The organism is Escherichia sp. E2586, assembly GCF_005781105.1.
Classification (GTDB): domain Bacteria; phylum Pseudomonadota; class Gammaproteobacteria; order Enterobacterales; family Enterobacteriaceae; genus Escherichia.
Map to the genome: position 1 here is coordinate 22,971 of NZ_VATN01000023.1, position 21,242 is coordinate 44,212.

21 protein-coding genes are annotated in these 21,242 nt (G+C 54.0%); 10 read left to right on the forward strand and 11 right to left on the reverse strand.

All coding sequences use genetic code 11. The features are described 5' to 3' along the window. Positions 1-5: 5 nt before the first annotated feature. From hycE to hycA, 5 genes are all read right to left on the reverse strand, one after another. Entirely contained in the window at positions 6-1,715 is a 1,710-nt protein-coding gene (hycE, locus tag FEK50_RS20535; protein ID WP_131162375.1) for a formate hydrogenlyase subunit HycE, read from the reverse strand. A gap of 17 nt (positions 1,716-1,732) precedes the next feature. After that, on the reverse strand, positions 1,733-2,656 hold the full coding sequence (gene hycD / locus FEK50_RS20540) for a formate hydrogenlyase subunit HycD (protein ID WP_130207628.1): 924 nt from the start codon (positions 2,654-2,656) through the stop codon (positions 1,733-1,735). 2 nt (positions 2,657-2,658) lie between these two features. Then, complete coding sequence (gene hycC / locus FEK50_RS20545) at positions 2,659-4,485, reverse strand: formate hydrogenlyase subunit 3 (RefSeq protein WP_131162376.1); 1,827 nt, start codon at positions 4,483-4,485, stop codon at positions 2,659-2,661. Continuing rightward, a complete protein-coding gene (gene hycB, locus FEK50_RS20550; protein ID WP_001079186.1) occupies positions 4,482-5,093 on the reverse strand; it encodes a formate hydrogenlyase subunit HycB in 612 nt (203 codons plus the stop codon). The genes hycC and hycB overlap by 4 nt, the downstream gene beginning before the upstream one ends. A 124-nt stretch (positions 5,094-5,217) precedes the next feature. Further along, positions 5,218-5,679: a formate hydrogenlyase regulator HycA gene (gene hycA / locus FEK50_RS20555; RefSeq protein ID WP_131162377.1), complete on the reverse strand. Its 462-nt coding sequence runs from the start codon at positions 5,677-5,679 to the stop codon at positions 5,218-5,220. A gap of 211 nt (positions 5,680-5,890) precedes the next feature. On the opposite strand from hycA, the gene hypA reads away from it, so the two are divergent. The 7 genes from hypA to FEK50_RS20590 all read left to right on the forward strand — a co-directional run bounded on the left by hypA (position 5,891) and on the right by FEK50_RS20590 (position 12,131). Further along, the gene (gene hypA, locus FEK50_RS20560) at positions 5,891-6,241 is read left to right on the forward strand and encodes a hydrogenase maturation nickel metallochaperone HypA (RefSeq protein ID WP_130207634.1); all 351 of its coding nucleotides are present in this window, start codon (positions 5,891-5,893) and stop codon (positions 6,239-6,241) included. A 3-nt stretch (positions 6,242-6,244) separates the two neighbouring features. Beyond that, on the forward strand, positions 6,245-7,117 hold the full coding sequence (hypB, locus tag FEK50_RS20565) for a hydrogenase nickel incorporation protein HypB (protein WP_130259324.1): 873 nt from the start codon (positions 6,245-6,247) through the stop codon (positions 7,115-7,117). Then, positions 7,108-7,380 carry a hydrogenase 3 maturation protein HypC gene (gene hypC, locus FEK50_RS20570; RefSeq protein ID WP_000334874.1) on the forward strand — a complete coding sequence of 91 codons (273 nt, stop codon included), beginning with the start codon at positions 7,108-7,110 and terminating at the stop codon, positions 7,378-7,380. The genes hypB and hypC overlap by 10 nt, the downstream gene beginning before the upstream one ends. Continuing rightward, complete coding sequence (gene hypD, locus FEK50_RS20575) at positions 7,380-8,501, forward strand: hydrogenase formation protein HypD (RefSeq protein ID WP_130207636.1); 1,122 nt, start codon at positions 7,380-7,382, stop codon at positions 8,499-8,501. Before hypC ends, hypD begins: the two co-directional genes overlap by 1 nt. Next, complete coding sequence (gene hypE / locus FEK50_RS20580) at positions 8,498-9,508, forward strand: hydrogenase maturation carbamoyl dehydratase HypE (protein WP_130207638.1); 1,011 nt, start codon at positions 8,498-8,500, stop codon at positions 9,506-9,508. The genes hypD and hypE overlap by 4 nt, the downstream gene beginning before the upstream one ends. 71 nt (positions 9,509-9,579) lie before the next feature. Continuing rightward, on the forward strand, positions 9,580-11,658 hold the full coding sequence (flhA, locus tag FEK50_RS20585; RefSeq protein WP_130207640.1) for a formate hydrogenlyase transcriptional activator FlhA: 2,079 nt from the start codon (positions 9,580-9,582) through the stop codon (positions 11,656-11,658). Positions 11,659-11,702: 44 nt separating this feature from the next. Further along, positions 11,703-12,131 carry a TOBE domain-containing protein gene (locus tag FEK50_RS20590; protein WP_131162378.1) on the forward strand — a complete coding sequence of 143 codons (429 nt, stop codon included), beginning with the start codon at positions 11,703-11,705 and terminating at the stop codon, positions 12,129-12,131. A gap of 40 nt (positions 12,132-12,171) precedes the next feature. Here the strand turns inward: FEK50_RS20590 and FEK50_RS20595 are convergent, their stop codons facing one another. After that, complete coding sequence (locus FEK50_RS20595) at positions 12,172-12,516, reverse strand: nitrous oxide-stimulated promoter family protein (RefSeq protein WP_130207644.1); 345 nt, start codon at positions 12,514-12,516, stop codon at positions 12,172-12,174. Positions 12,517-12,802: 286 nt separating this feature from the next. Between FEK50_RS20595 and mutS the strand changes: the two genes are divergently transcribed. Continuing rightward, positions 12,803-15,364, forward strand: a complete 2,562-nt coding sequence (gene mutS / locus FEK50_RS20605) for a DNA mismatch repair protein MutS (protein WP_131162379.1) — start codon at positions 12,803-12,805, stop codon at positions 15,362-15,364. Positions 15,365-15,469: 105 nt separating this feature from the next. Next, entirely contained in the window at positions 15,470-16,126 is a 657-nt protein-coding gene (gene pphB / locus FEK50_RS20610) for a protein-serine/threonine phosphatase (protein ID WP_131162380.1), read from the forward strand. Positions 16,127-16,166: 40 nt separating this feature from the next. On the opposite strand, the gene FEK50_RS20615 is transcribed toward pphB, so the two are convergent. From FEK50_RS20615 to FEK50_RS20625, 3 genes are read right to left on the reverse strand one after another with little or no spacing between them, the layout of a single operon-like run. Next, entirely contained in the window at positions 16,167-16,403 is a 237-nt protein-coding gene (locus FEK50_RS20615; protein WP_131162381.1) for a non-oxidative hydroxyarylic acid decarboxylases subunit D, read from the reverse strand. Positions 16,404-16,413: 10 nt separating this feature from the next. Beyond that, entirely contained in the window at positions 16,414-17,841 is a 1,428-nt protein-coding gene (locus FEK50_RS20620; protein WP_046081190.1) for a non-oxidative hydroxyarylic acid decarboxylases subunit C, read from the reverse strand. Next, positions 17,841-18,434 carry a non-oxidative hydroxyarylic acid decarboxylases subunit B gene (locus FEK50_RS20625; RefSeq protein ID WP_131162382.1) on the reverse strand — a complete coding sequence of 198 codons (594 nt, stop codon included), beginning with the start codon at positions 18,432-18,434 and terminating at the stop codon, positions 17,841-17,843. Before FEK50_RS20625 ends, FEK50_RS20620 begins: the two co-directional genes overlap by 1 nt. 146 nt (positions 18,435-18,580) lie before the next feature. Here FEK50_RS20625 and FEK50_RS20630 point away from each other — a divergent pair, with 146 nt between their 5' ends. Next, entirely contained in the window at positions 18,581-18,988 is a 408-nt protein-coding gene (locus FEK50_RS20630) for a MarR family transcriptional regulator (RefSeq protein WP_130258109.1), read from the forward strand. A 99-nt stretch (positions 18,989-19,087) separates the two neighbouring features. Here the strand turns inward: FEK50_RS20630 and rpoS are convergent, their stop codons facing one another. Both rpoS and nlpD read right to left on the reverse strand, forming a co-directional pair. Beyond that, positions 19,088-20,080 carry an RNA polymerase sigma factor RpoS gene (gene rpoS, locus FEK50_RS20635; RefSeq protein ID WP_000081550.1) on the reverse strand — a complete coding sequence of 331 codons (993 nt, stop codon included), beginning with the start codon at positions 20,078-20,080 and terminating at the stop codon, positions 19,088-19,090. A gap of 62 nt (positions 20,081-20,142) precedes the next feature. Beyond that, positions 20,143-21,231, reverse strand: coding sequence for a murein hydrolase activator NlpD (nlpD, locus tag FEK50_RS20640; protein ID WP_240780284.1), 1,089 nt, complete (start codon positions 21,229-21,231; stop codon positions 20,143-20,145). Between the last annotated feature and the right edge of the window lie 11 nt (positions 21,232-21,242).

Sequence of the window (21,242 nt, forward strand, 5' to 3'; positions counted from 1 at the left end):
ATTCCTTATTTCAGCGGCGAGTTTTTACGCTCAATGCTGTAGCGCTCGAGTTCTTTGTACGGCACCACTTTGCTCTTCTTCTTACGCACATCGACTACGGTCATGCGGTCGGTACAGGAGTAGCAAGGGTCCAGGCTACCGATAATCAGCGGCGCATCGGAAACGGTGTTGCCGCGCAGCATGTAGCGCAGGGTCGGCCAGTTCGCGTAGGTCGCGGCACGGCAGCGCCAGCGGTACAGCTTCTGGTTGTCGCCGGTCATGCTCCAGTGGATATCATCGCCGCGCGGCGCTTCGGCAAAGCCCAGCGCGAAACGGTGCGGAATGTAGGTAAAGCCTTCCACCATCAGCGGGCCGCCCGGTAGGTTATCCAGACCGTAGTCGATCATGTTCAGCGCGGTATAGACTTCGTTGATACGCACCTTCAGACGGGAAATAACGTCGCAGCCCTGCTCGCTGTGGACTTCCATTGGCAGCAGGCCATAACCAACAAACGGGTGATCGGCACGGGTATCGCGGGCGTGACCGCTGGCGCGGACCATCGGGCCAACGTTACTGAAATCGCGGGCAATTTCCGGGTCCAGACGACCAATGCCAACGGTGCGCTGTTCCATGTTCGGAGTGCTCAGCAGCACATCCACCAGCTCCTGCACTTCACGACGCATCTGCTGTGCCAGTTGACGGGTCTGGATCATGTCATCTTTCAGCAGATCGCGACGAATCCCGCCGATCAGGTTCAGGCCGTAAGTTTTACGCGCACCGGTAAGGATCTCCGCCATTTTCATGGAGGTTTCACGCACGCGGAAGAACTGCATAAAGCCGGAGTCAAACCCGGTGAAGTGGCAGGCCAGTCCGAGGTTGAGCAGATGCGAGTGCAGGCGCTCCACCTCCAGCAGAATGGCGCGGATCATCTGCGCGCGTTCTGGCACCTGAATACCCATCGCGTTTTCCACCGATGTGGTGTAGGCGGTGCTGTGGGCGAAGCCGCAGATCCCGCACACACGGTCAGAGAGGAAGGTCACTTCGTTGTAACCCATGCGGGTTTCCGCCAGTTTTTCCATGCCGCGATGGACATAGAACAGGCGGTAGTCGGCGTCGATAATGTTTTCGCCATCGACGAACAGACGGAAGTGGCCCGGTTCGTCGGAAGTGACGTGCAGCGGACCAATCGGCACGACGTTGTTTTTCTTGTCGCCCAGTTCGTTGATGAACTCGTAGGTTTCAGCATCAGTAGTCGGTGCCGGACGCTGACGATAATCCATGCTGTCTTTACGCAGCGGGTAGAGTTCATCCGGCCAATCATCCGGCAGCACCAGACGACGTTCATCCGGCAAACCAACCGGAATCAAACCGTACATATCGCGCACTTCGCGCTCGCCCCACACCGCCGCCGGAACGCGTGGCGTCACGGACGGATACTCCGGTTTGTTGGCGTCAACTTCGACGCGAGCCGTAATCCAACATTTGGTGCCCTTCTCCATCGACAGCACGTAGTAAACGGCGTAATGACCGTTCAGTTTGCGTTCGTCGTTACCAAACAGCACCGACAGCCAGCCGCCCTGTTTGTAGTAGAGGAACTCCACCACTTCCGGCAGATAGTTCACCTTCACGGTGACAGTCAGCTGATCTTTGGTCTGCCAGGCGTGGTCCAGCACGACGCCCGGAAATGCCTCATTCAGCGCGGCGAGATAATGTTGACCTAATTTTTCTTCAGACATGCTCAAACTCTCTTTAATCACGCCGCCAGCAAGGAGACGAACGCTAAAAATGCAAAACCAAAACCAGCCCAGGTAATGCGCGGAGTAATATCAAGACGCAGACGGGCCATGCTGTTTTCGAATAGCGCGATAACCAGTACGCCGACCACCAGTTTGACGATGGCAATCACCAGCGCCAGCAGCAGCCCACCAGCGGTGAAGGTTTCCATTTGTCCCCACGGAATAAACACCCCGACGAACATCTGCAACACCACCAGCTGTTTCAGGCTGATACCCCATTTCATTACGCCAAAACCGCTACCGCTGTATTCAGAGAGCGGGCCTTCCTGCAACTCCTGCTCGGCTTCCGCCAGGTCGAACGGCAGTTTGCCCATTTCGATAAAGGTGGCGAATGCACAGGCACAAAGCGCCAGCACCAGCGGGATGCTCTGGCTCAGCGGCCAGTGATAAACGGTGTCGGTGATGTTGCTGATATTGGTGGAACCAGCAACCTGCGCGGCGACCCACAGACCAAGCAACAACATCGGTTCGACCAGCACGCCAAGCATCGCTTCACGGCTCGCGCCGATGGCGGTAAACGGGCTGCCGGTATCCAGACCAGAAATGGCAAAGAAGAAACGCGCGATGGCGAAGAGATACAGTAAGGTGATCAAATCAGCCAGTTGCGGCAGCGGAGAACCAACGGTTACTACCGGCAGCGCAGTAGCGATAGTCAGCATGACACCCACCATCACATACGGCGTCAGGCGGAACACCCAGCCGGAGGCATCCGGGCCAACGCTCTGGCGGCCCAGCAGTTTGATAATGTCGCGATACTCCTGCAACACGCCCGGCCCGCGACGATTATGCAGACGGGCGCGCGCCACGCGGGTTATACCGGAGAGCAGCGGCGCAACGGCAAATAACACCAGCGCCTGAATTAACGGATATAAAACACTCATTCTCAGGCTCCTCGTGAAACAATAATCACCACCAGTACCGCCAGTTCAACCAGCGCCATCCGGCGGAACAGCAACGCACTACCTTCGCACTGCCAGCCCGGCACCAGCGACACCGGATTCAGCCATTTGCGCAGTTTCAGCACTGGCGCAAACGCCTGTTTAACCGGCATGGCAAAACCGTGAGCGGTAATCACCATTGATTTTTCGTGGTCGTAGCCGCACACCCAGGCCGCGCCACGGGAACGTGACGGCAGACGGTCGCCTTTGCAAATCGCCATGATGATGAATGGCAGCAGCGGGCAGGCAATCAGCAGCAGTGTGATCATCGGTTGAGAAACGGTGGTGTTGGCGGGTTCCAGCGGCAGAGGTACAGCAGCCGACAGCATCGGCAGCAGCCACGGCGCAGCAACACCGCCAATTACGCAGCAAATCGCCAGTGCCACCACGCTGACGCTCATCAGGAGCGGCGCACAAGTGGCGTTTTCGGCTTCTTTGGTACGCGGCGCACCGAGGAACGTGACGCCATAGACTTTCGCCATACACATCACCGCCAGCGCACCGGTAATTGCCAGCCCCACAGCGAGCAGCGGCCCCAGCAGACGGGCAACAAACGCGCCACTATTGCTCAGTTTGAAGAAGGATTGATAGATAACCCATTCCCCGGCAAAACCGTTCAGCGGCGGCAGCGCAGCCATTGCCATCAGCCCGACTAACATAGCGATGGAGATAACCGGCATTTTCTTGCCAATACCACCGAGTTTTTCGATATCGCGATGACCGGTACGGAACCAGACGCTCCCCGCCCCGAGGAACAGTACGCTTTTGAACAGGCTGTGGTTAAGCAGATGGTACAGACCACCGACCAGGCCAAGAGCAATCAGCGCCGGTTGTTCAAGCGCGATACCCGTTACGCCAGCGCCCAGCCCCAGCAGGATAATGCCGATATTTTCCAGGGTGTGGTAAGCCAGCAGACGCTGGATGTTGTGCTCCATCAACGCATACAGACCGCCGACGAACGCGGTGATCATGCCGAGCACCAGCAGCGCGATCCCCCACCACAGCGGCGCGTTACCACCCAGCAGCGACAGGGTTAAAATGCCCAGCAGGCCAATTTTCATCACCACCGTAGAAAACAGCGCGGCAGCTGGCGCAGAGGCGTTAGCATGTGCCTGCGGCACCCAGCCGTGCAGAGGAATAATCCCGGCCAACAGGCCAAAGCCAATCACACCGAGCAGCCAGATATCGGAACCGAGCGGCAGTTGCTGCACACGCATATCCAGCAGGCGCAGATCCAGCGTGCCGTAACGCTGCCAGACCAGCCAGCAGGCAATCGCCAGCAGCAAAGTACCAAGACGCCCCAGCGCAAACCACAGTTTGCCCTCTTTACTGTTGCTGGTGAGGAACACCGCGCACAGGGCCATGATTTCTGCCATCACGACTAACATGCCCAGGTTGCTGGCGATGACGGCACAGACGGCCGCAGCCATCAACATATTGATCTGCAAGCCGTTGCACTTCACCTGCGCGTGGCGATGCCAGTCAATGTTGTAGAGGCTGACAAACAGACCGCACAGGCCGAGCGTAATCAGCCAAATCGCGTTAAGCGGAGAGATTTGCACATCGTAGCTTATCAGTGACAGCGCACCGCTCACGCCAACCGCGCCAGTCAGCACGGTGAAACCTGCCGCTGCGGTGTACAGGCTACCAACCGCGCCGCCAATTCCGGCAATCCAGCCGCTTAGTGCCTTATGAAAAGAAAAGAGAAATGCCAGAACAGCGGCGGCGGCAAACCACGCCACGCCGCTATTGATCAGGGAAATTGCGCTCATTTAGCCTCTCCACTTTGAGCCTGCTGAAACAAGGTGAGATCGCCAAAGTCCGTGTTAAAGGTCAGCTCACGCTTACGTTTGCTAACGCGGGCGATATCGGTGTTATCCACCAGGTGCAGGGCTTTGGTCGGGCACATCCGCACGCAGGCCGGACCTTGTTCATCAAAGCTACAAAGGTCACATTTGACGGCGATCGCGCGAATACCTGGCACCCAGTCAAGCAGCGTGCTGACACGCGCCGGAGCAGGCGGTGCCGGTGGCGCTTTCGGGGTATTGGCATTTGCAGGAATATCCAGCGGACGGCTGCCGGAAAATTCGATTGCGCCGAACGGACAGGCGATGCCGCACAGTTTGCAGCTTACGCACAGGCTTTCATTCAGCTGCACGGCCCCATCAACACGAGTGATAGCATTAACCGGGCAGACCACCGCACAGGGCGCATCTTCACAGTGGTGACAGAGCTGCGGCGCAGATTCTTTTTCATTTAGCATCACTCTCAGGCGCGGCATTGATTGCAGGCCGTGCTGGCGATGCGTCTCTGAACAGGCGGCCTCACAGGTGTGGCAGCCGATACAGAGCGTGGAGTCAGCAATTACAAAACGATTCACCGGGCATTCCTCAGGTGATTGTCATTTTTGACGAAAACATGCCGATGAAATGTCATTTTCGACACTCATCGACACGCCCATCCCCAAACAGGCATGATGCCTGCAAACCGGACAAAGCCTCAGCTCATGCTGCTGAGCTTTGTCCCTTTACCAGTTGGCTTAAATTCACCGGCGTATTGTTCTCAATGGCGGTGTATAAGTTGTCGTAAACACCAGCGATTTTTTCGAGATAGTGTTCCAGAACCTGTTCGCGATTGCGGATGTTGACCTTGCCATCAATCATGCCGTCAATGCTTAACTGAGCCTGTGCAATCAGCTGCTTGTCGTCGCCGTCTTTCGTTTCGACGTAGTACTCGATGGTGTGGCTGTTAAAACCATCCGCCAGGGTGACGTAAATGCGAAAATGTTCAAAAAGTACGAAACAGAGTTCTTTATCTGGCGCGCAACTCATGGCGTGGTGCAGACGCGCTTTTGATAACGTGATCCCCTGAACCAGCGAATTGCAGTAGATATGCCACTGGTCCTGTAGGCGACGATGCCGCTGTGCGATGTAATCGGCTTTCTCGCTTATTTCCCAAATAGTCATTGTCAGGTTACCCGTTTAACAGAGATGCCAGCCTTAAGCATTTTTTGTGCCAATTTTTATCTCATTGTTATTTATATACTTTTCATAAGGCAGCCGACTTTCGACGCCATGACGACGTGTCATTTCGACATCATCGACATTGTTCACATCAGGGATAATCAACACTGGCATAATTATTGCTTGTCACGGGCAACAGTTAATGGGAGGCGATATGCACGAAATAACCCTCTGCCAGCGGGCACTGGAATTGATCGAACAGCAGGCCATACAACACGGCGCAAAACGCGTAACTGCGGTCTGGCTCAAAATTGGCGCATTTTCTTGTGTCGAAACCAGCTCTCTTGCCTTTTGTTTTGATCTGGTTTGCCGCGGCAGCGTGGCAGAAGGTTGTAAACTGCACCTCGAAGAACAAGAGGCCGAGTGCTGGTGTGAAACATGCCAGCAGTATGTAACGCTACTGACCCAGCGCGTCCGCCGCTGTCCACAGTGTCATGGCGACATGCTGCGCATTGTGGCAGACGACGGTTTACAGATTCGGCGGATAGAAATAGACCAGGAGTGAGCGATGTGTACAACATGCGGTTGCGGTGAAGGCAACCTGTATATCGAGGGTGATGAACATAACCCTCATTCCGCGTTTCGTAGCGCGCCATTTGCCCCGGCGGCACGGCCGAAGATGAAAATCACCGGCATTAAAGCGCCTGAATTTACCCCCAGCCAGACCGAAGAAGGCGACCTGCATTATGGTCACGGCGAAGCTGGCACTCATGCACCGGGTATGAGCCAGCGTCGGATGCTGGAAGTCGAAATTGACGTGCTGGACAAAAACAACCGTCTGGCTGAACGCAACCGCGCGCGCTTTGCTGCCCGCAATCAGTTGGTACTCAACCTGGTTTCCAGCCCTGGTTCCGGTAAAACCACCCTGCTGACGGAAACTTTAATGCGCCTGAAAGATAGCGTTCCGTGTGCGGTGATTGAAGGCGACCAGCAAACCGTGAACGATGCAGCCCGCATTCGCGCTACCGGCACACCAGCTATTCAGGTGAATACCGGTAAAGGCTGCCATCTCGATGCACAGATGATCGCTGATGCCGCACCGCGCCTGCCACTGGACGATAACGGTATTCTGTTTATCGAAAACGTCGGTAACCTCGTATGCCCGGCGAGCTTCGATCTCGGAGAAAAACACAAAGTCGCGGTACTTTCCGTCACTGAAGGCGAAGACAAACCGCTGAAATATCCACATATGTTTGCCGCCGCCTCACTGATGCTGCTCAACAAAGTTGACTTGCTGCCGTATCTCAACTTTGACGTTGAGAAGTGCATCGCCTGCGCCCGCGAAGTCAATCCAGAAATTGAAATCATCCTTATTTCCGCCACCAGCGGCGAAGGGATGGGCCAGTGGCTGAACTGGCTGGAGGCACAGCGATGTGCATAGGCGTTCCTGGCCAGATTCGCACCATTGACGGCAACCTGGCGAAAGTCGACGTCTGCGGCATTCAGCGCGATGTTGATTTAACGCTAGTCGGCAGCTGCGATGAAAACGGTCAGCCACGCGTGGGCCAGTGGGTACTGGTTCACGTTGGCTTTGCCATGAGCGTAATTAATGAAGCCGAAGCGCGTGACACTCTCGACGCCTTACAAAATATGTTTGATGTTGAGCCGGATGTCGGTGCGCTGTTGTATGGCGAGGAAAAATAATGCGTTTTGTTGATGAATATCGCGCGCCGGAACAGGTGATGCAGTTAATTGAGCATCTGCGCGAACGTGCTTCACATCTTTCATACACCGCCGAACGCCCTCTGCGGATTATGGAAGTGTGCGGCGGTCATACCCACGCCATCTTTAAATTCGGCCTCGACCAGTTACTGCCGGAAAACGTTGAGTTTATCCACGGACCTGGTTGCCCGGTGTGCGTTCTGCCGATGGGCAGAATCGACACCTGCGTGGAGATTGCCAGCCATCCGGAAGTCATCTTCTGTACCTTTGGCGACGCCATGCGCGTACCGGGGAAACAGGGGTCGTTGTTGCAGGCAAAAGCACGCGGTGCTGATGTGCGCATCGTCTACTCGCCAATGGATGCGTTGAAACTGGCGCAGGAGAACCCAACTCGTAAAGTGGTGTTCTTCGGCTTAGGGTTTGAAACCACCATGCCGACCACTGCCATCACTCTGCAACAGGCAAAAGCCCGCGATGTGCAGAATTTTTACTTCTTCTGCCAGCACATTACGCTGATCCCCACGCTGCGCAGTTTGCTGGAACAGCCGGACAATGGCATCGACGCGTTCCTCGCGCCGGGCCACGTCAGTATGGTAATTGGCACCGACGCCTATAATTTTATCGCCAGCGATTTTCATCGTCCTCTGGTGGTCGCTGGTTTCGAACCTCTTGATCTACTGCAAGGCGTGGTGATGCTGGTAGAGCAGAAAATAGCGGCCCACAGCAAGGTAGAGAATCAGTACCGGCGAGTGGTGCCAGATGCGGGTAATTTGCTGGCACAACAGGCGATTGCTGACGTCTTCTGCGTCAATGGCGACAGCGAATGGCGCGGCTTAGGCGTGATTGAATCGTCTGGTGTGCACCTGACGCCGGATTATCAACGATTCGATGCCGAAGCACATTTCCGCCCAGCACCGCAGCAGGTTTGCGATGACCCGCGCGCACGTTGTGGTGAAGTATTGACCGGCAAATGTAAGCCGCATCAATGCCCGCTGTTTGGTAACACCTGTAATCCTCAAACCGCGTTCGGCGCACTTATGGTTTCCTCCGAAGGAGCATGTGCCGCATGGTATCAGTATCGTCAGCAGGAGAGTGAAGTGTGAACAATATCCAACTCGCCCACGGCAGCGGCGGCCAGGCGATGCAGCAATTAATCAACAGCCTGTTTATGGAAGCCTTTGCCAATCCGTGGCTGGCAGAACAGGAAGATCAGGCACGTCTTGACCTGGCGCAATTAATGGCAGAAGGCGATCGTCTTGCCTTCTCCACTGACAGCTACGTCATCGACCCGCTGTTCTTCCCTGGCGGTAATATCGGCAAGCTGGCGATTTGCGGCACGGCCAATGACGTTGCGGTCAGCGGCGCTATTCCGCGCTATCTCTCCTGTGGATTTATCCTCGAAGAAGGATTGCCGATGGAGACGCTGAAAGCCGTGGTTACCAGCATGGCAGAAACCGCCCGCGCGGCAGGCATCGCCATCGTCACTGGCGATACTAAAGTGGTACAGCGTGGGGCGGCAGATAAACTGTTTATCAACACCGCAGGCATGGGCGCAATTCCGGCGAATATTCACTGGGGAGCACAGACGCTAACCGCAGGCGATGTGTTGCTGGTTAGCGGTACCCTCGGCGACCACGGGGCGACTATCCTTAACCTGCGCGAGCAGCTGGGGCTGGACGGCGAACTGGTCAGCGACTGCGCGGTACTGACGCCACTGATTCAGACGCTGCGCGACATTCCCGGCGTGAAAGCGCTGCGCGATGCTACCCGTGGTGGAGTGAACGCGGTAGTTCATGAGTTCGCGGCAGCCTGCGGTTGCGGTATTGAACTTTCAGAAGCAGCGCTGCCGGTTAAACCTGCCGTGCGTGGCGTTTGCGAGCTGCTGGGTCTTGATGCCCTTAACTTTGCCAACGAAGGTAAGCTGGTGATTGCTGTAGAGCGTAACGCGGCAGAGCAAGTGCTGGCGGCGCTGCGTTCCCACCCACTGGGACAAGATGCAGCATTAATTGGCGAAGTGGTTGAGCGTAAAGGTGTTCGTCTCGCTGGACTTTATGGCGTGAAACGAACTCTCGACCTACCACACGCCGAACCGCTACCTCGTATATGCTAATAAAAATCTAGCCCCTGGAATTTGTCATTTACCTTTTGCACCGCTTAGCGGTGCTTTCCTGGAAGAACAACATGTCGTATACACCGATGAGTGATCTCGGGCAACAAGGGTTGTTCGACATCACTCGGACACTATTGCAGCAGCCCGATCTGGCCTCGCTGTGTGAGGCTCTTTCGCAACTGGTAAAGCGTTCTGCGCTCGCCGACAACGCAGCTATTGTGTTGTGGCAAGCGCAGACTCAACGTGCGACTTATTACGCGTCGCGTGACAAAGACAATCCCATTAAATACGAAGACGAAACCATTCTGGCACATGGTCCGGTGCGCAGCATTTTATCGCGCCCTGACACACTGCACTGCAGCTACGAAGAATTTTGTGACACCTGGCCGCAACTGGCTACGAGTGGGCTATACCCCAAATTTGGTCACTATTGCCTGATGCCGCAGGCCGCGGAAGGACATATTTTTGGCGGTTGTGAATTTATTCGTTATGACGATCGCCCGTGGAGCGAAAAAGAGTTCAATCGACTGCAAACATTTACGCAGATTGTTTCTGTTGTCAGCGAGCAAATTCAGAGCCGCGTCATCAACAATGTCGACTACGAACTGCTATGCCGGGAACGGGATAACTTCCGCATCCTGGTTGCCATCACCAACGCGGTACTTTCTCGCCTGGACATGGACGAGCTGGTCAGCGAAGTGGCTAAGGAAATCCACTACTACTTCGATATCGACGATATCAGCATCGTCTTACGTAGCCACCGCAAAAACAAACTCAACGTTTACTCCACTCACTATCTCGATAAACAGCATCCCACTCACGAACAGAGTGAAGTTGATGAGGCCGGAACCCTCACCGAGCGCGTATTTAAAAGCAAAGAGATGCTGCTGCTTAATCTCCACGAGCGAGACAATTTAGCCCCCTACGAACGCATGTTGTTCGACACCTGGGGCAACCAGATCCAGACGCTGTGCCTGCTACCGTTGATGTCTGGCAACACCATGCTGGGCGTGCTGAAACTGGCGCAGTGCGAAGAGAAAACCTTTACCACCACTAACCTGAGTTTGCTGCGCCAGATTGCGGAACGTGTGGCGATTGCCGTGGATAACGCCCTCGCCTATCAGGAAATCCACCGACTGAAAGAGCGCCTGGTTGACGAAAACCTTGCTCTGACCGAACAGCTCAATAATGTGGATAGCGAATTTGGCGAGATTATTGGTCGCAGCGAAGCCATGTATAGCGTGCTCAAGCAGGTTGAGATGGTAGCGCAAAGCGACAGTACCGTACTCATTCTCGGTGAAACGGGGACGGGTAAGGAACTGATTGCCCGCGCGATCCACAATCTTAGCAACCGCAATGGTCGGCGAATGGTGAAGATGAACTGCGCCGCCATGCCTGCGGGATTACTGGAAAGTGACCTGTTTGGTCATGAGCGTGGTGCCTTTACTGGTGCCAGCGCTCAGCGCATTGGTCGTTTTGAACTGGCGGATAAAAGCTCGCTGTTCCTCGATGAAGTGGGCGATATGCCGCTGGAGTTACAGCCGAAGTTGCTGCGCGTATTGCAGGAACAGGAGTTTGAACGCCTCGGCAGCAATAAAATCATTCAGACGGACGTGCGTTTAATCGCCGCGACTAACCGCGATCTGAAAAAAATGGTCGCCGACCGCGAGTTCCGTAGCGATCTCTACTACCGCCTGAACGTCTTCCCGATTCATCTGCCGCCGCTGCGCGAGCGCCCGGAAGATATTCCGCTGCTGGCTAAAGCCTTTACATTTAAAATTGCCCGCCGCCTGGGTCGTAATATTGACAGCATTCCTGCCGAGACTCTGCGCGCATTGAGCAATATGGAATGGCCAGGTAACGTGCGCGAACTGGAAAACGTCATTGAGCGCGCGGTGTTGCTGACACGAGGTAACGTTCTACAACTCTCTTTACCCGATATCCCTCTGTCAGAACCTGAAACACCACCGGCCGCGACGGTCGTCGCCCAGGAAGGCGAAGATGAATATCAACTGATTGTCCGCGTATTAAAAGAGACTAATGGCGTGGTTGCCGGGCCAAAAGGCGCTGCACAACGTCTGGGGTTAAAACGCACCACTCTGCTGTCACGGATGAAGCGGCTGGGGATAGATAAAGCGGCATTGGTTTAACAGATGTGGTTATACTCGATCAACATTCAATGAAAGGAGGCAGTATGGCAGTTTCAGCAAGAAATCAATTAACCGGAACAGTTAGCGCAGTCGCAATGGGCGCGGTGAATGATGAAGTAGAACTGACGCTGGCAGGTGGCGCAAAGCTGGTAGCGGTTGTTACCCACAGTAGCCAGCAAGCCCTGGGGCTGGCAAAAGGGAAAGAAGCGATTGCCCTGATTAAAGCCCCGTGGGTAACGCTGGCAACGGAAGACTGTGGACTGAAATTCTCTGCTCGCAACCAGTTTGCTGGCAGCGTTTCGAAAATCACCGAAGGCGCAGTGAATGCCACTGTCCATATCAAAACAGATGCGGGTTTTGAAGTTGTGGCAGTGGTAACCAATGAAAGCCAGGATGAAATGAAACTCACCACAGGATCGCGCGTTATTGCATTGATCAAGGCATCAGCAATCCTGATTGCGACCAAAGCGTAAGCGCCGTATTTGCCGGAGAGAATAAATTCCTCCGGCAAATTTATTTCTTCCGGCGATATTTTTCCGGCAGTTCTGGCACTGGACGTTTATCATCAATCAGATGACGCACGGTTAAGATCGGATGACGCCACAGCATTCTCGGCCCCGCCCACCGCATAATCTGCTTCATCTCTTCACGCTTCGCAGGCTGGTAACAGTGCACCGGACACTGTTTACAGGCAGGTTTCTCTTCGCCAAACACACATTTATCCAGCCGCTTTTGCGCGTAAGCAAACAGCGCATCGTAATGCTCCGGCTCCGCTGACGCCTGCGGGCATTTCGCTTGATAAAGATCGATCATTTTTTTAATCGTCAGTTTTTCACGAGAGATACGCTTGCCGGACATGCTGCCTCCATACTCTTAAGGTGCATTTATATTACAACTTAATTCTAAAGGGGACTATGGCTCTGAAGGAGGAGGTTTCTTCAACCGATGTAATTTTGCGATCTTGTTTCATAGTCATCACGCAAAAGCTGCAAAGCAGCATTTTTCGCGGAACCGGCATCAAGAACTGACCTTTCGCGTCTTCCCCTGAAATGATTAACTCCGGTATCATGTGCGCCTTATGTGATTACAACGAAAATAAAAACCATCACACTACATTTAACATCAGGGAACCGGATCTAATTCCATGAGTGTAATAGAAAATTTCGACGCCCATACACCAATGATGCAGCAGTATCTCAAGCTGAAAGCCCAGCATCCGGAGATCCTGCTGTTCTACCGGATGGGTGACTTTTACGAGCTGTTTTATGACGACGCAAAACGGGCGTCGCAGCTGCTGGATATTTCGCTGACCAAACGCGGCGCGTCTGCGGGCGAGCCGATCCCGATGGCGGGTATTCCCTACCATGCAGTGGAAAACTATCTCGCCAAACTGGTGAATCAGGGCGAGTCCGTCGCTATATGCGAACAGATTGGCGATCCTGCAACCAGCAAAGGGCCGGTTGAGCGCAAGGTTGTCCGTATCGTCACGCCGGGGACTATCAGTGATGAAGCCCTGTTGCAAGAGCGCCAGGATAACCTGCTGGCGGCTATCTGGCAGGACAGCAAAGGTTTTGGCTATGCGACGCTGGATATCAGCTCCGGGCGTTTTCGTCTGAGCGAACCGGCTGACCGCGAAACGATGGCGGCAGAGCTGCAACGCACCAATCCGGCAGAGCTGCTGTATGCAGAAGATTTCGCCGAGATGTCGCTGATTGAAGGTCGTCGCGGCCTGCGTCGTCGCCCGCTGTGGGAGTTTGAAATCGACACCGCGCGCCAGCAGTTGAACCTGCAATTTGGCACTCGCGATCTGATTGGTTTCGGCGTCGAGAATGCGCCACGCGGGCTTTGTGCTGCCGGTTGCCTGTTGCAGTATGCAAAAGATACCCAACGCACCACCCTGCCGCATATTCGTTCTATCACGATGGAACGTGAGCAGGACAGCATCATTATGGATGCCGCGACACGCCGTAATCTGGAAATCACCCAGAATCTGGCGGGCGGTGCGGAGAATACGCTGGCTTCAGTGCTCGATTGCACCGTCACGCCGATGGGTAGCCGTATGCTGAAACGCTGGCTGCATATGCCTGTGCGCGATACCCGCGTGTTACTTGAGCGCCAGCAAACTATTGGCGCATTGCAGGATTTTACCGCCGAGCTGCAGCCTGTGCTGCGTCAGGTGGGCGATCTGGAGCGTATTCTGGCACGTCTGGCTTTACGAACTGCTCGCCCACGCGATCTGGCCCGTATGCGTCACGCTTTCCAGCAACTGCCGGAACTGCGCGCGCAGTTAGAAAATGTCGATAGTGCACCGGTACAGGCGCTACGTGAAAAGATGGGCGAGTTTGCCGAGCTGCGCGATCTGCTGGAGCGCGCAATCATCGACACGCCGCCGGTCTTGGTACGCGACGGTGGTGTTATCGCACCAGGCTATAACGAAGAACTGGATGAGTGGCGGGCGCTGGCTGACGGCGCGACCGATTATCTGGAGCGTCTGGAAATCCGCGAGCGTGAACGTACCGGCCTGGACACGCTGAAAGTCGGCTTTAACGCGGTTCATGGTTATTACATTCAGATCAGCCGTGGGCAAAGCCATCTGGCGCCAATCAACTATATGCGCCGCCAGACGCTGAAAAACGCTGAACGTTACATTATTCCAGAGCTGAAAGAGTACGAAGACAAAGTCCTCACTTCAAAAGGCAAAGCACTAGCACTGGAAAAACAGCTTTATGAAGAGTTGTTCGACCTGCTGTTGCCGCATCTGGAAGCGCTGCAACAGAGCGCGAGCGCGCTGGCAGAACTCGACGTGCTGGTGAACCTGGCAGAACGGGCCTATACCCTGAACTACACCTGCCCGACCTTTATTGATAAACCTGGCATTCGCATTACCGAAGGCCGCCATCCGGTGGTTGAACAGGTACTGAATGAGCCGTTTATCGCTAACCCGCTGAATCTGTCGCCACAGCGTCGCATGTTAATCATTACCGGTCCGAACATGGGCGGTAAAAGTACCTATATGCGCCAGACCGCACTGATTGCGCTGATGGCCTATATCGGCAGCTATGTACCGGCACAAAAAGTCGAGATTGGCCCGATTGACCGTATCTTTACCCGTGTGGGCGCGGCGGACGATCTGGCATCCGGGCGTTCAACCTTTATGGTGGAGATGACCGAAACCGCTAATATTCTGCATAACGCCACCGAGTACAGTCTGGTGTTGATGGATGAGATTGGACGCGGGACGTCCACTTACGATGGTCTGTCACTGGCATGGGCGTGCGCGGAAAATCTGGCGAATAAGATTAAGGCATTGACGCTGTTTGCCACCCACTACTTCGAGCTGACTCAACTACCGGAGAAAATGGAAGGCGTCGCTAACGTGCACCTCGATGCGCTGGAGCACGGCGACACCATCGCCTTTATGCACAGCGTGCAGGACGGCGCGGCGAGCAAAAGCTACGGCCTGGCGGTTGCTGCGCTAGCAGGCGTGCCGAAAGAGGTGATCAAACGCGCGCGGCAAAAACTGCGCGAGCTGGAAAGCATTTCACCGAATGCCGCCGCTACGCAGGTGGATGGTACGCAAATGTCTTTGCTATCAGTACCAGAAGAAACTTCGCCTGCGGTCGAAGCTCTGGAAAATCTTGATCCAGATTCACTCACCCCGCGTCAGGCGTTAGAGTGGATTTATCGGTTGAAAAGTTTGGTGTAAAAATAATTCCCGATAGTCTTTTGCTATCGGGAATATTAACGACAACTGACAAATCAAATAAAAATACCCTGTATAATAGTAGATATTATTTTACAGGGTAAAACCATGCCATCTACACGCTATCAAAAAATCAATGCCCATCACTATCGCCATATATGGGCCGTTGGTGATATTCATGGGGATTATCAATTATTACACTCCCGTTTACATCAATTATCATTTTGCACTGAAACAGACTTACTTATTTCCGTCGGCGATAACATTGATCGTGGGCCGGAGAGTCTTAATGTGTTGCGCCTGTTAAACCAGCCCTGGTTTACCACCGTAAAAGGCAACCACGAAGCGATGGCGCTTGATGCGTTCGCTACAGGTGATGGTAATATGTGGTTAGCCAGCGGCGGTGACTGGTTTTTCGATTTAAATGATACGGAACAACAAGAGGCAATAGACCTGTTACTGAAATTCCATCACCTTCCGCATATTATTGAAATTACCAACGACATAATAAAATATGTCATCGCACATGCAGATTATCCGGGGAATGAATATCTCTTTGACAAAGAAATAGCGGAAAGCGAATTACTCTGGCCTGTTGATCGTGTGCAGAAATCGCTTAATGGCGAGTTAGAAGAAATAAACGGCGCTGACTATTTTATATTTGGACATACGATGTTTGATAACATTCAGACGTTCGCTAACCAGATTTACATTGATACCGGATCGCCGAAAAGCGGACGCCTGTCGTTTTATAAAATTAAATAACGTAGCCGGGTAAAGTAAATCCTCTACCCGGCATTTTTTATTAACGCTTATCTGTCGCCAGCAGCGGCGGAATGCTCGGCACCATCGGCGCGTCATCAATATCTTTTTGCGTCATACGGAACGCCTCCGGATAATGTTCACGGCTGGTGCGGCGTAGCGGTTCGGTATCGCGCCAGGTATAAAGGCAATGCTGGCACAGGTAGACCGTCCAGACATCTTTCACCGGCGATTTCGCCATCACTTCAATCTGTTCATCGGCACAACGTGGACAAATCATCTTGTTCTCCTTATTTACGTGCGGCCAGCATAGCGGTCAGTTTTTCAGCCCAGGCTTTAGTTTCCGGTAAATCCACCACCGGCTGGCTGTAGTGACCACGGTTGTCCGGGGCGACAGGCGTGGTGGCGTCGATAATCAGCTTGTCGGTGATCCCCGCCGGACTTGAGCCTGGGTCGAGTTCCAGCACTGACATATTTGGCAACTGCACCAGGTCGCCCGCCGGGTTCACTTTCGACGAGAGCGCCCACATCACCTGCGGCAGGTTGAACGGATCAACGTCTTCATCGACCATAATCACCATCTTCACATAGCCCAGACCGTGCGGCGTGGTCATCGCACGCAGGCCCACCGCGCGGGCAAAGCCGCCGTAGCGTTTTTTGGTGGAGATTATCGCCAGCAGGCCGTGGGTGTACATGGCGTTCACCGCCTGCACTTCCGGGAACTCGGCTTTCAGTTGCTGATACAGCGGCACACAGGTGGCTGGCCCCATCAGGTAGTCGATTTCAGTCCACGGCATACCGAGATAGAGCGATTCGAAAATCGGTTTCGTGCGGTAAGAGACTTTATCGATGCGCACCACGGTCATGTTGCGCCCGCCGGAGTAGTGGCCGGTAAACTCGCCGAACGGCCCTTCAATCTCGCGTTTGCGGCTTTCGATAACCCCTTCGAGGATTACTTCCGAGCCCCACGGCACATCAAAACCGGTCAGCGGGGCGGTAGCGATCGGGTATGGGCTTTCGCGCAGTGCGCCCGCCATTTCGTACTCAGACTGATCGTATTTCAGCGGTGTAGCGCCCATCAGCGTGATGATCGGATCGTTACCAAGGGTGATGGCTATCGGCAAATCTTCTCCACGCTCTTCCGCTTTATGCAGATGCAGGGCGATATCGTGCATTGGCACCGGTTGCAGGCCGAGCTTACGCTTGCCCTTCACTTCCATACGGTAGATGCCGACATTCTGCTTGCCGAAGTTATCCGGGTCGAGCGGATCGCGGGAAACCACGCAGGCTTTATCGAGATAGAAACCGCCATCGCCATCGTTCAGGCGAAACAGCGGCAGAATATCGAACAGGTTAATCTCTTCGCCATCGACAGTGTTCTGCGCCCAGGCTGGATTGGCGCGGCGCTCCGGGGCAATCGGGAAGTTATCCCAGCGGCGGATAAACTCATCAATCTGTTTTTTAACCGGCGTGTTCGGCGGCAGGCCGAGGGAAATCGCGTGGTTCTGCCAGGACCCAATGGTATTCATCGCCACGCGGGCATCGGTAAAGCCGCGAATATTATCAAACCACAGCGCGGGTGCGCCGTCGCCGATACGCCCGGTGGCGTTGGCAGCAGCGGCCAGATCTGGCTCGGCGTTAACCTCTTCACTGATTTTCAGCAATTGCCCCTGGTCGTCAAGTGCCTGTAAAAAGCTGCGTAAATCATCAAAAGCCATTATTCATTCTCCAGAGAAAAACTCCCGGACTGCGGCAATCCTTGCCAGCGCCTGGCTTGAGGATGTTCGAGGCCAAACTGATCCATCACGCGGGCAACCACGTGGTGGACAATGTCATCTACCGTTTCGGGATGGTTATAGAAGGCAGGCATGGGCGGTATCATCGCCACGCCCATACGGGAAAGCGCGAGCATATTTTCAAGGTGGATAGTACTGAGCGGCATTTCACGCGGCACCAGCACCAGCTTGCGCCCTTCTTTGAGAACAACATCAGCTGCGCGCCCCACCAGCCCATCGGCATAGCCAGCACGAATACCAGCCAGCGTCTTCATGCTGCACGGAATAACGATCATGCCATCGGTACGAAAGGAACCTGAGGAGATAGTCGCCGCCTGATCCGCCGGGTCATGGCAATAGTCTGCCAGGGCCGCGACATCGTGGACGCTGTATGGCGTTTCCAGTTCAATGGTGGTTTTCGCCCACTTCGACATCACAAGATGTGTTTCAACACCGGGCATCTTCTTTAGTGCTTGCAGTAATGCCACACCAAGAGGCGCACCTGTAGCCCCAGTCATCCCGACGATCAGTCTCATTTTTTATTCCCTTAATTGTTCGTACACGAACGTTATTATTAACATACCCTTCTATTCACGTAGCGGCAAGTGCGGAAAAGTAACAACATCTTCTTCGTCACTAAAAAACCGCTATGATAACGGCAGAGAATTAGCCCGGAGTTTACATGGCGTTACGAAATAAAGCGTTCCATCAGTTACGACAGCTTTTTCAGCAGCACACGTCTCGCTGGCAGCATGAGTTACCTGATCTGACCAAACCGCAGTATGCGGTGATGCGCGCTATTGCTGAACACCCCGGTATAGAGCAGGTTGCGCTGATAGAAGCTGCTGTCAGCACGAAGGCTACGCTGGCGGAAATGTTGGCAAGAATGGAAAATCGTGGCCTGGTCAGACGAGAGCATGACACCGTCGATAAGCGACGGCGCTTTGTCTGGCTGACTGCGGAAGGAGAAAAGGTACTTGCAGCGGCGATCCCCATTGGGGACGGCGTGGATGAAGAATTTTTGGGGCGTTTGAGTGGAGAAGAGCAGGAGCTGTTTATGCAGCTGGTGCGAAAAATGATGAACACATAACGCTGTCGCATCTTATCCAGGCGACAAAACACACCAACTCCCTATACAAAAGAAAAAGGCCAGCCTCATATGAGACTGGCCTTTCTGACAGATGCTTGCTTATTCGCGGAACAGCGCTTCGATATTCAGCCCCTGAGTCTGCAAAATCTCACGCAGACGACGCAGGCCTTCAACCTGAATCTGGCGAACACGTTCACGGGTGAGGCCAATTTCACGACCTACATCTTCCAGTGTTGCCGCTTCGTACCCCAGCAAACCGAATCGACGTGCCAGCACTTCACGCTGCTTGGCGTTCAGTTCGAACAGCCATTTGACGATGCTTTGTTTCATATCGTCATCTTGCGTGGTGTCTTCCGGACCGTTCTCTTTTTCATCGGCCAGGATATCCAGCAACGCTTTTTCGGAATCACCACCCAATGGGGTGTCTACCGAGGTAATGCGCTCGTTAAGACGAAGCATACGGCTGACGTCATCAACTGGCTTATCCAGTTGCTCTGCGATCTCTTCCGCACTCGGTTCGTGGTCCAGCTTATGGGACAACTCACGTGCGGTTCGCAGGTAAACGTTCAGCTCCTTTACGATGTGAATCGGCAAACGAATAGTACGGGTTTGGTTCATGATGGCCCGTTCGATCGTCTGGCGAATCCACCAGGTTGCGTAAGTTGAGAAGCGGAAACCACGTTCCGGGTCAAACTTCTCAACCGCGCGGATCAGCCCCAGGTTACCCTCTTCGATAAGGTCCAGCAGCGCCAGACCACGATTGCCATAACGGCGGGCAATTTTTACCACCAGACGCAAGTTACTCTCGATCATCCGGCGGCGAGAGGCGACATCACCACGCAGTGCGCGACGCGCAAAATAAACTTCTTCTTCGGCCGTTAACAGTGGCGAATAACCAATCTCACCAAGATAAAGCTGAGTCGCGTCCAGCACACGCTGTGTTGCGCCCTGCGATAACAGCTCCTCTTCGGCCAAATCGTTATCACTGGGTTCCTCTTCAACTAAGGCCTTTTCGTCAAAAACCTCAACTCCATTCTCATCAAATTCCGCGTCTTCATTTAAATCATGAACTTTCAGCGTATTCTGACTCATAAGGTGGCTCCTACCCGTGATCCCTTGACGGAACATTCAAGCAAAAGCCTGGTTCCGCCGATTTATCGCTGCGGCAAATAACGCAGCGGGTTTACGGATTTCCCCTTGTAACGAATTTCAAAATGCAAGCGTGTTGAACTGGTTCCGGTGCTACCCATGGTCGCTATTTTTTGCCCCGCCTTAACTTCTTGTTGTTCCCGGACCAGCATTGTGTCGTTATGGGCGTAGGCACTCAGGTAATCATCATTATGTTTGATGATAATCAGATTACCGTAGCCGCGCAGCGCATTACCGGCATAAACAACGCGGCCATCTGCGGTCGCGATAATTGCCTGTCCTTTGCTACCTGCGATATCAATCCCCTTGTTGCCTCCCTCAGAAGCACCAAAGGTTTCAATCACTTTGCCCTCAGTCGGCCAGCGCCAGGTGGAGATCGGCGTACTGGTTGTTGTACTGCTGACAGTTGGCTCGGTTGTGCTTGCTGTTGGTACCGTTACAGGCGCTGTGACCGTGGTCGCAGTTGGCTTGTTGTTCGGCAACATTTTGTTAGCACTCTGTTCACCCGAAGATTCAGAATACGTAATTGTCGGTTGCGACGCAACAGCAACGGTGGAATTTTGTGCAGACTTGATCACAACTCCTTGCTCTGCTGCGTCGGCCTGGGTAATGGCATTTCCGCCAGTGATTGGCGTACCGGAAGCATTCCCCACCTGTAAGGTCTGACCTACGTTCAGAGCGTAAGGCGCCTGAATATTGTTGCGTTGGGCAAGGTCACGGAAGTCGTTACCGGTAATCCAGGCGATATAGAAAAGCGTGTCGCCTTTTTTCACGGTGTAAGTACTGCCGCTATAACTGCCTTTCGGAATATTTCCGTACTGACGGTTATAGACGATGCGTCCGTTTTCCATTTGCACCGGTTGCTGGGCAACAGGCTGTACCGGTTGGATTTGCGGCTGTTGAGCCGATTGAATTTGTGGCTGTTGTACCGGCTGAATTTGCGGTTGCTGCGTTGTAGACGTCGTCCCCATCTTCGGTGGCGGCGTAATCAACATACCAGAATTGGTATTTGCAGGTGCATTGCCATTGACGGAGCTGACAGGTGCCGGTGGATTTGAAGTGTCAGAACAGCCAGCCAACCATAGCGAAACCAGTGACAAAGCCG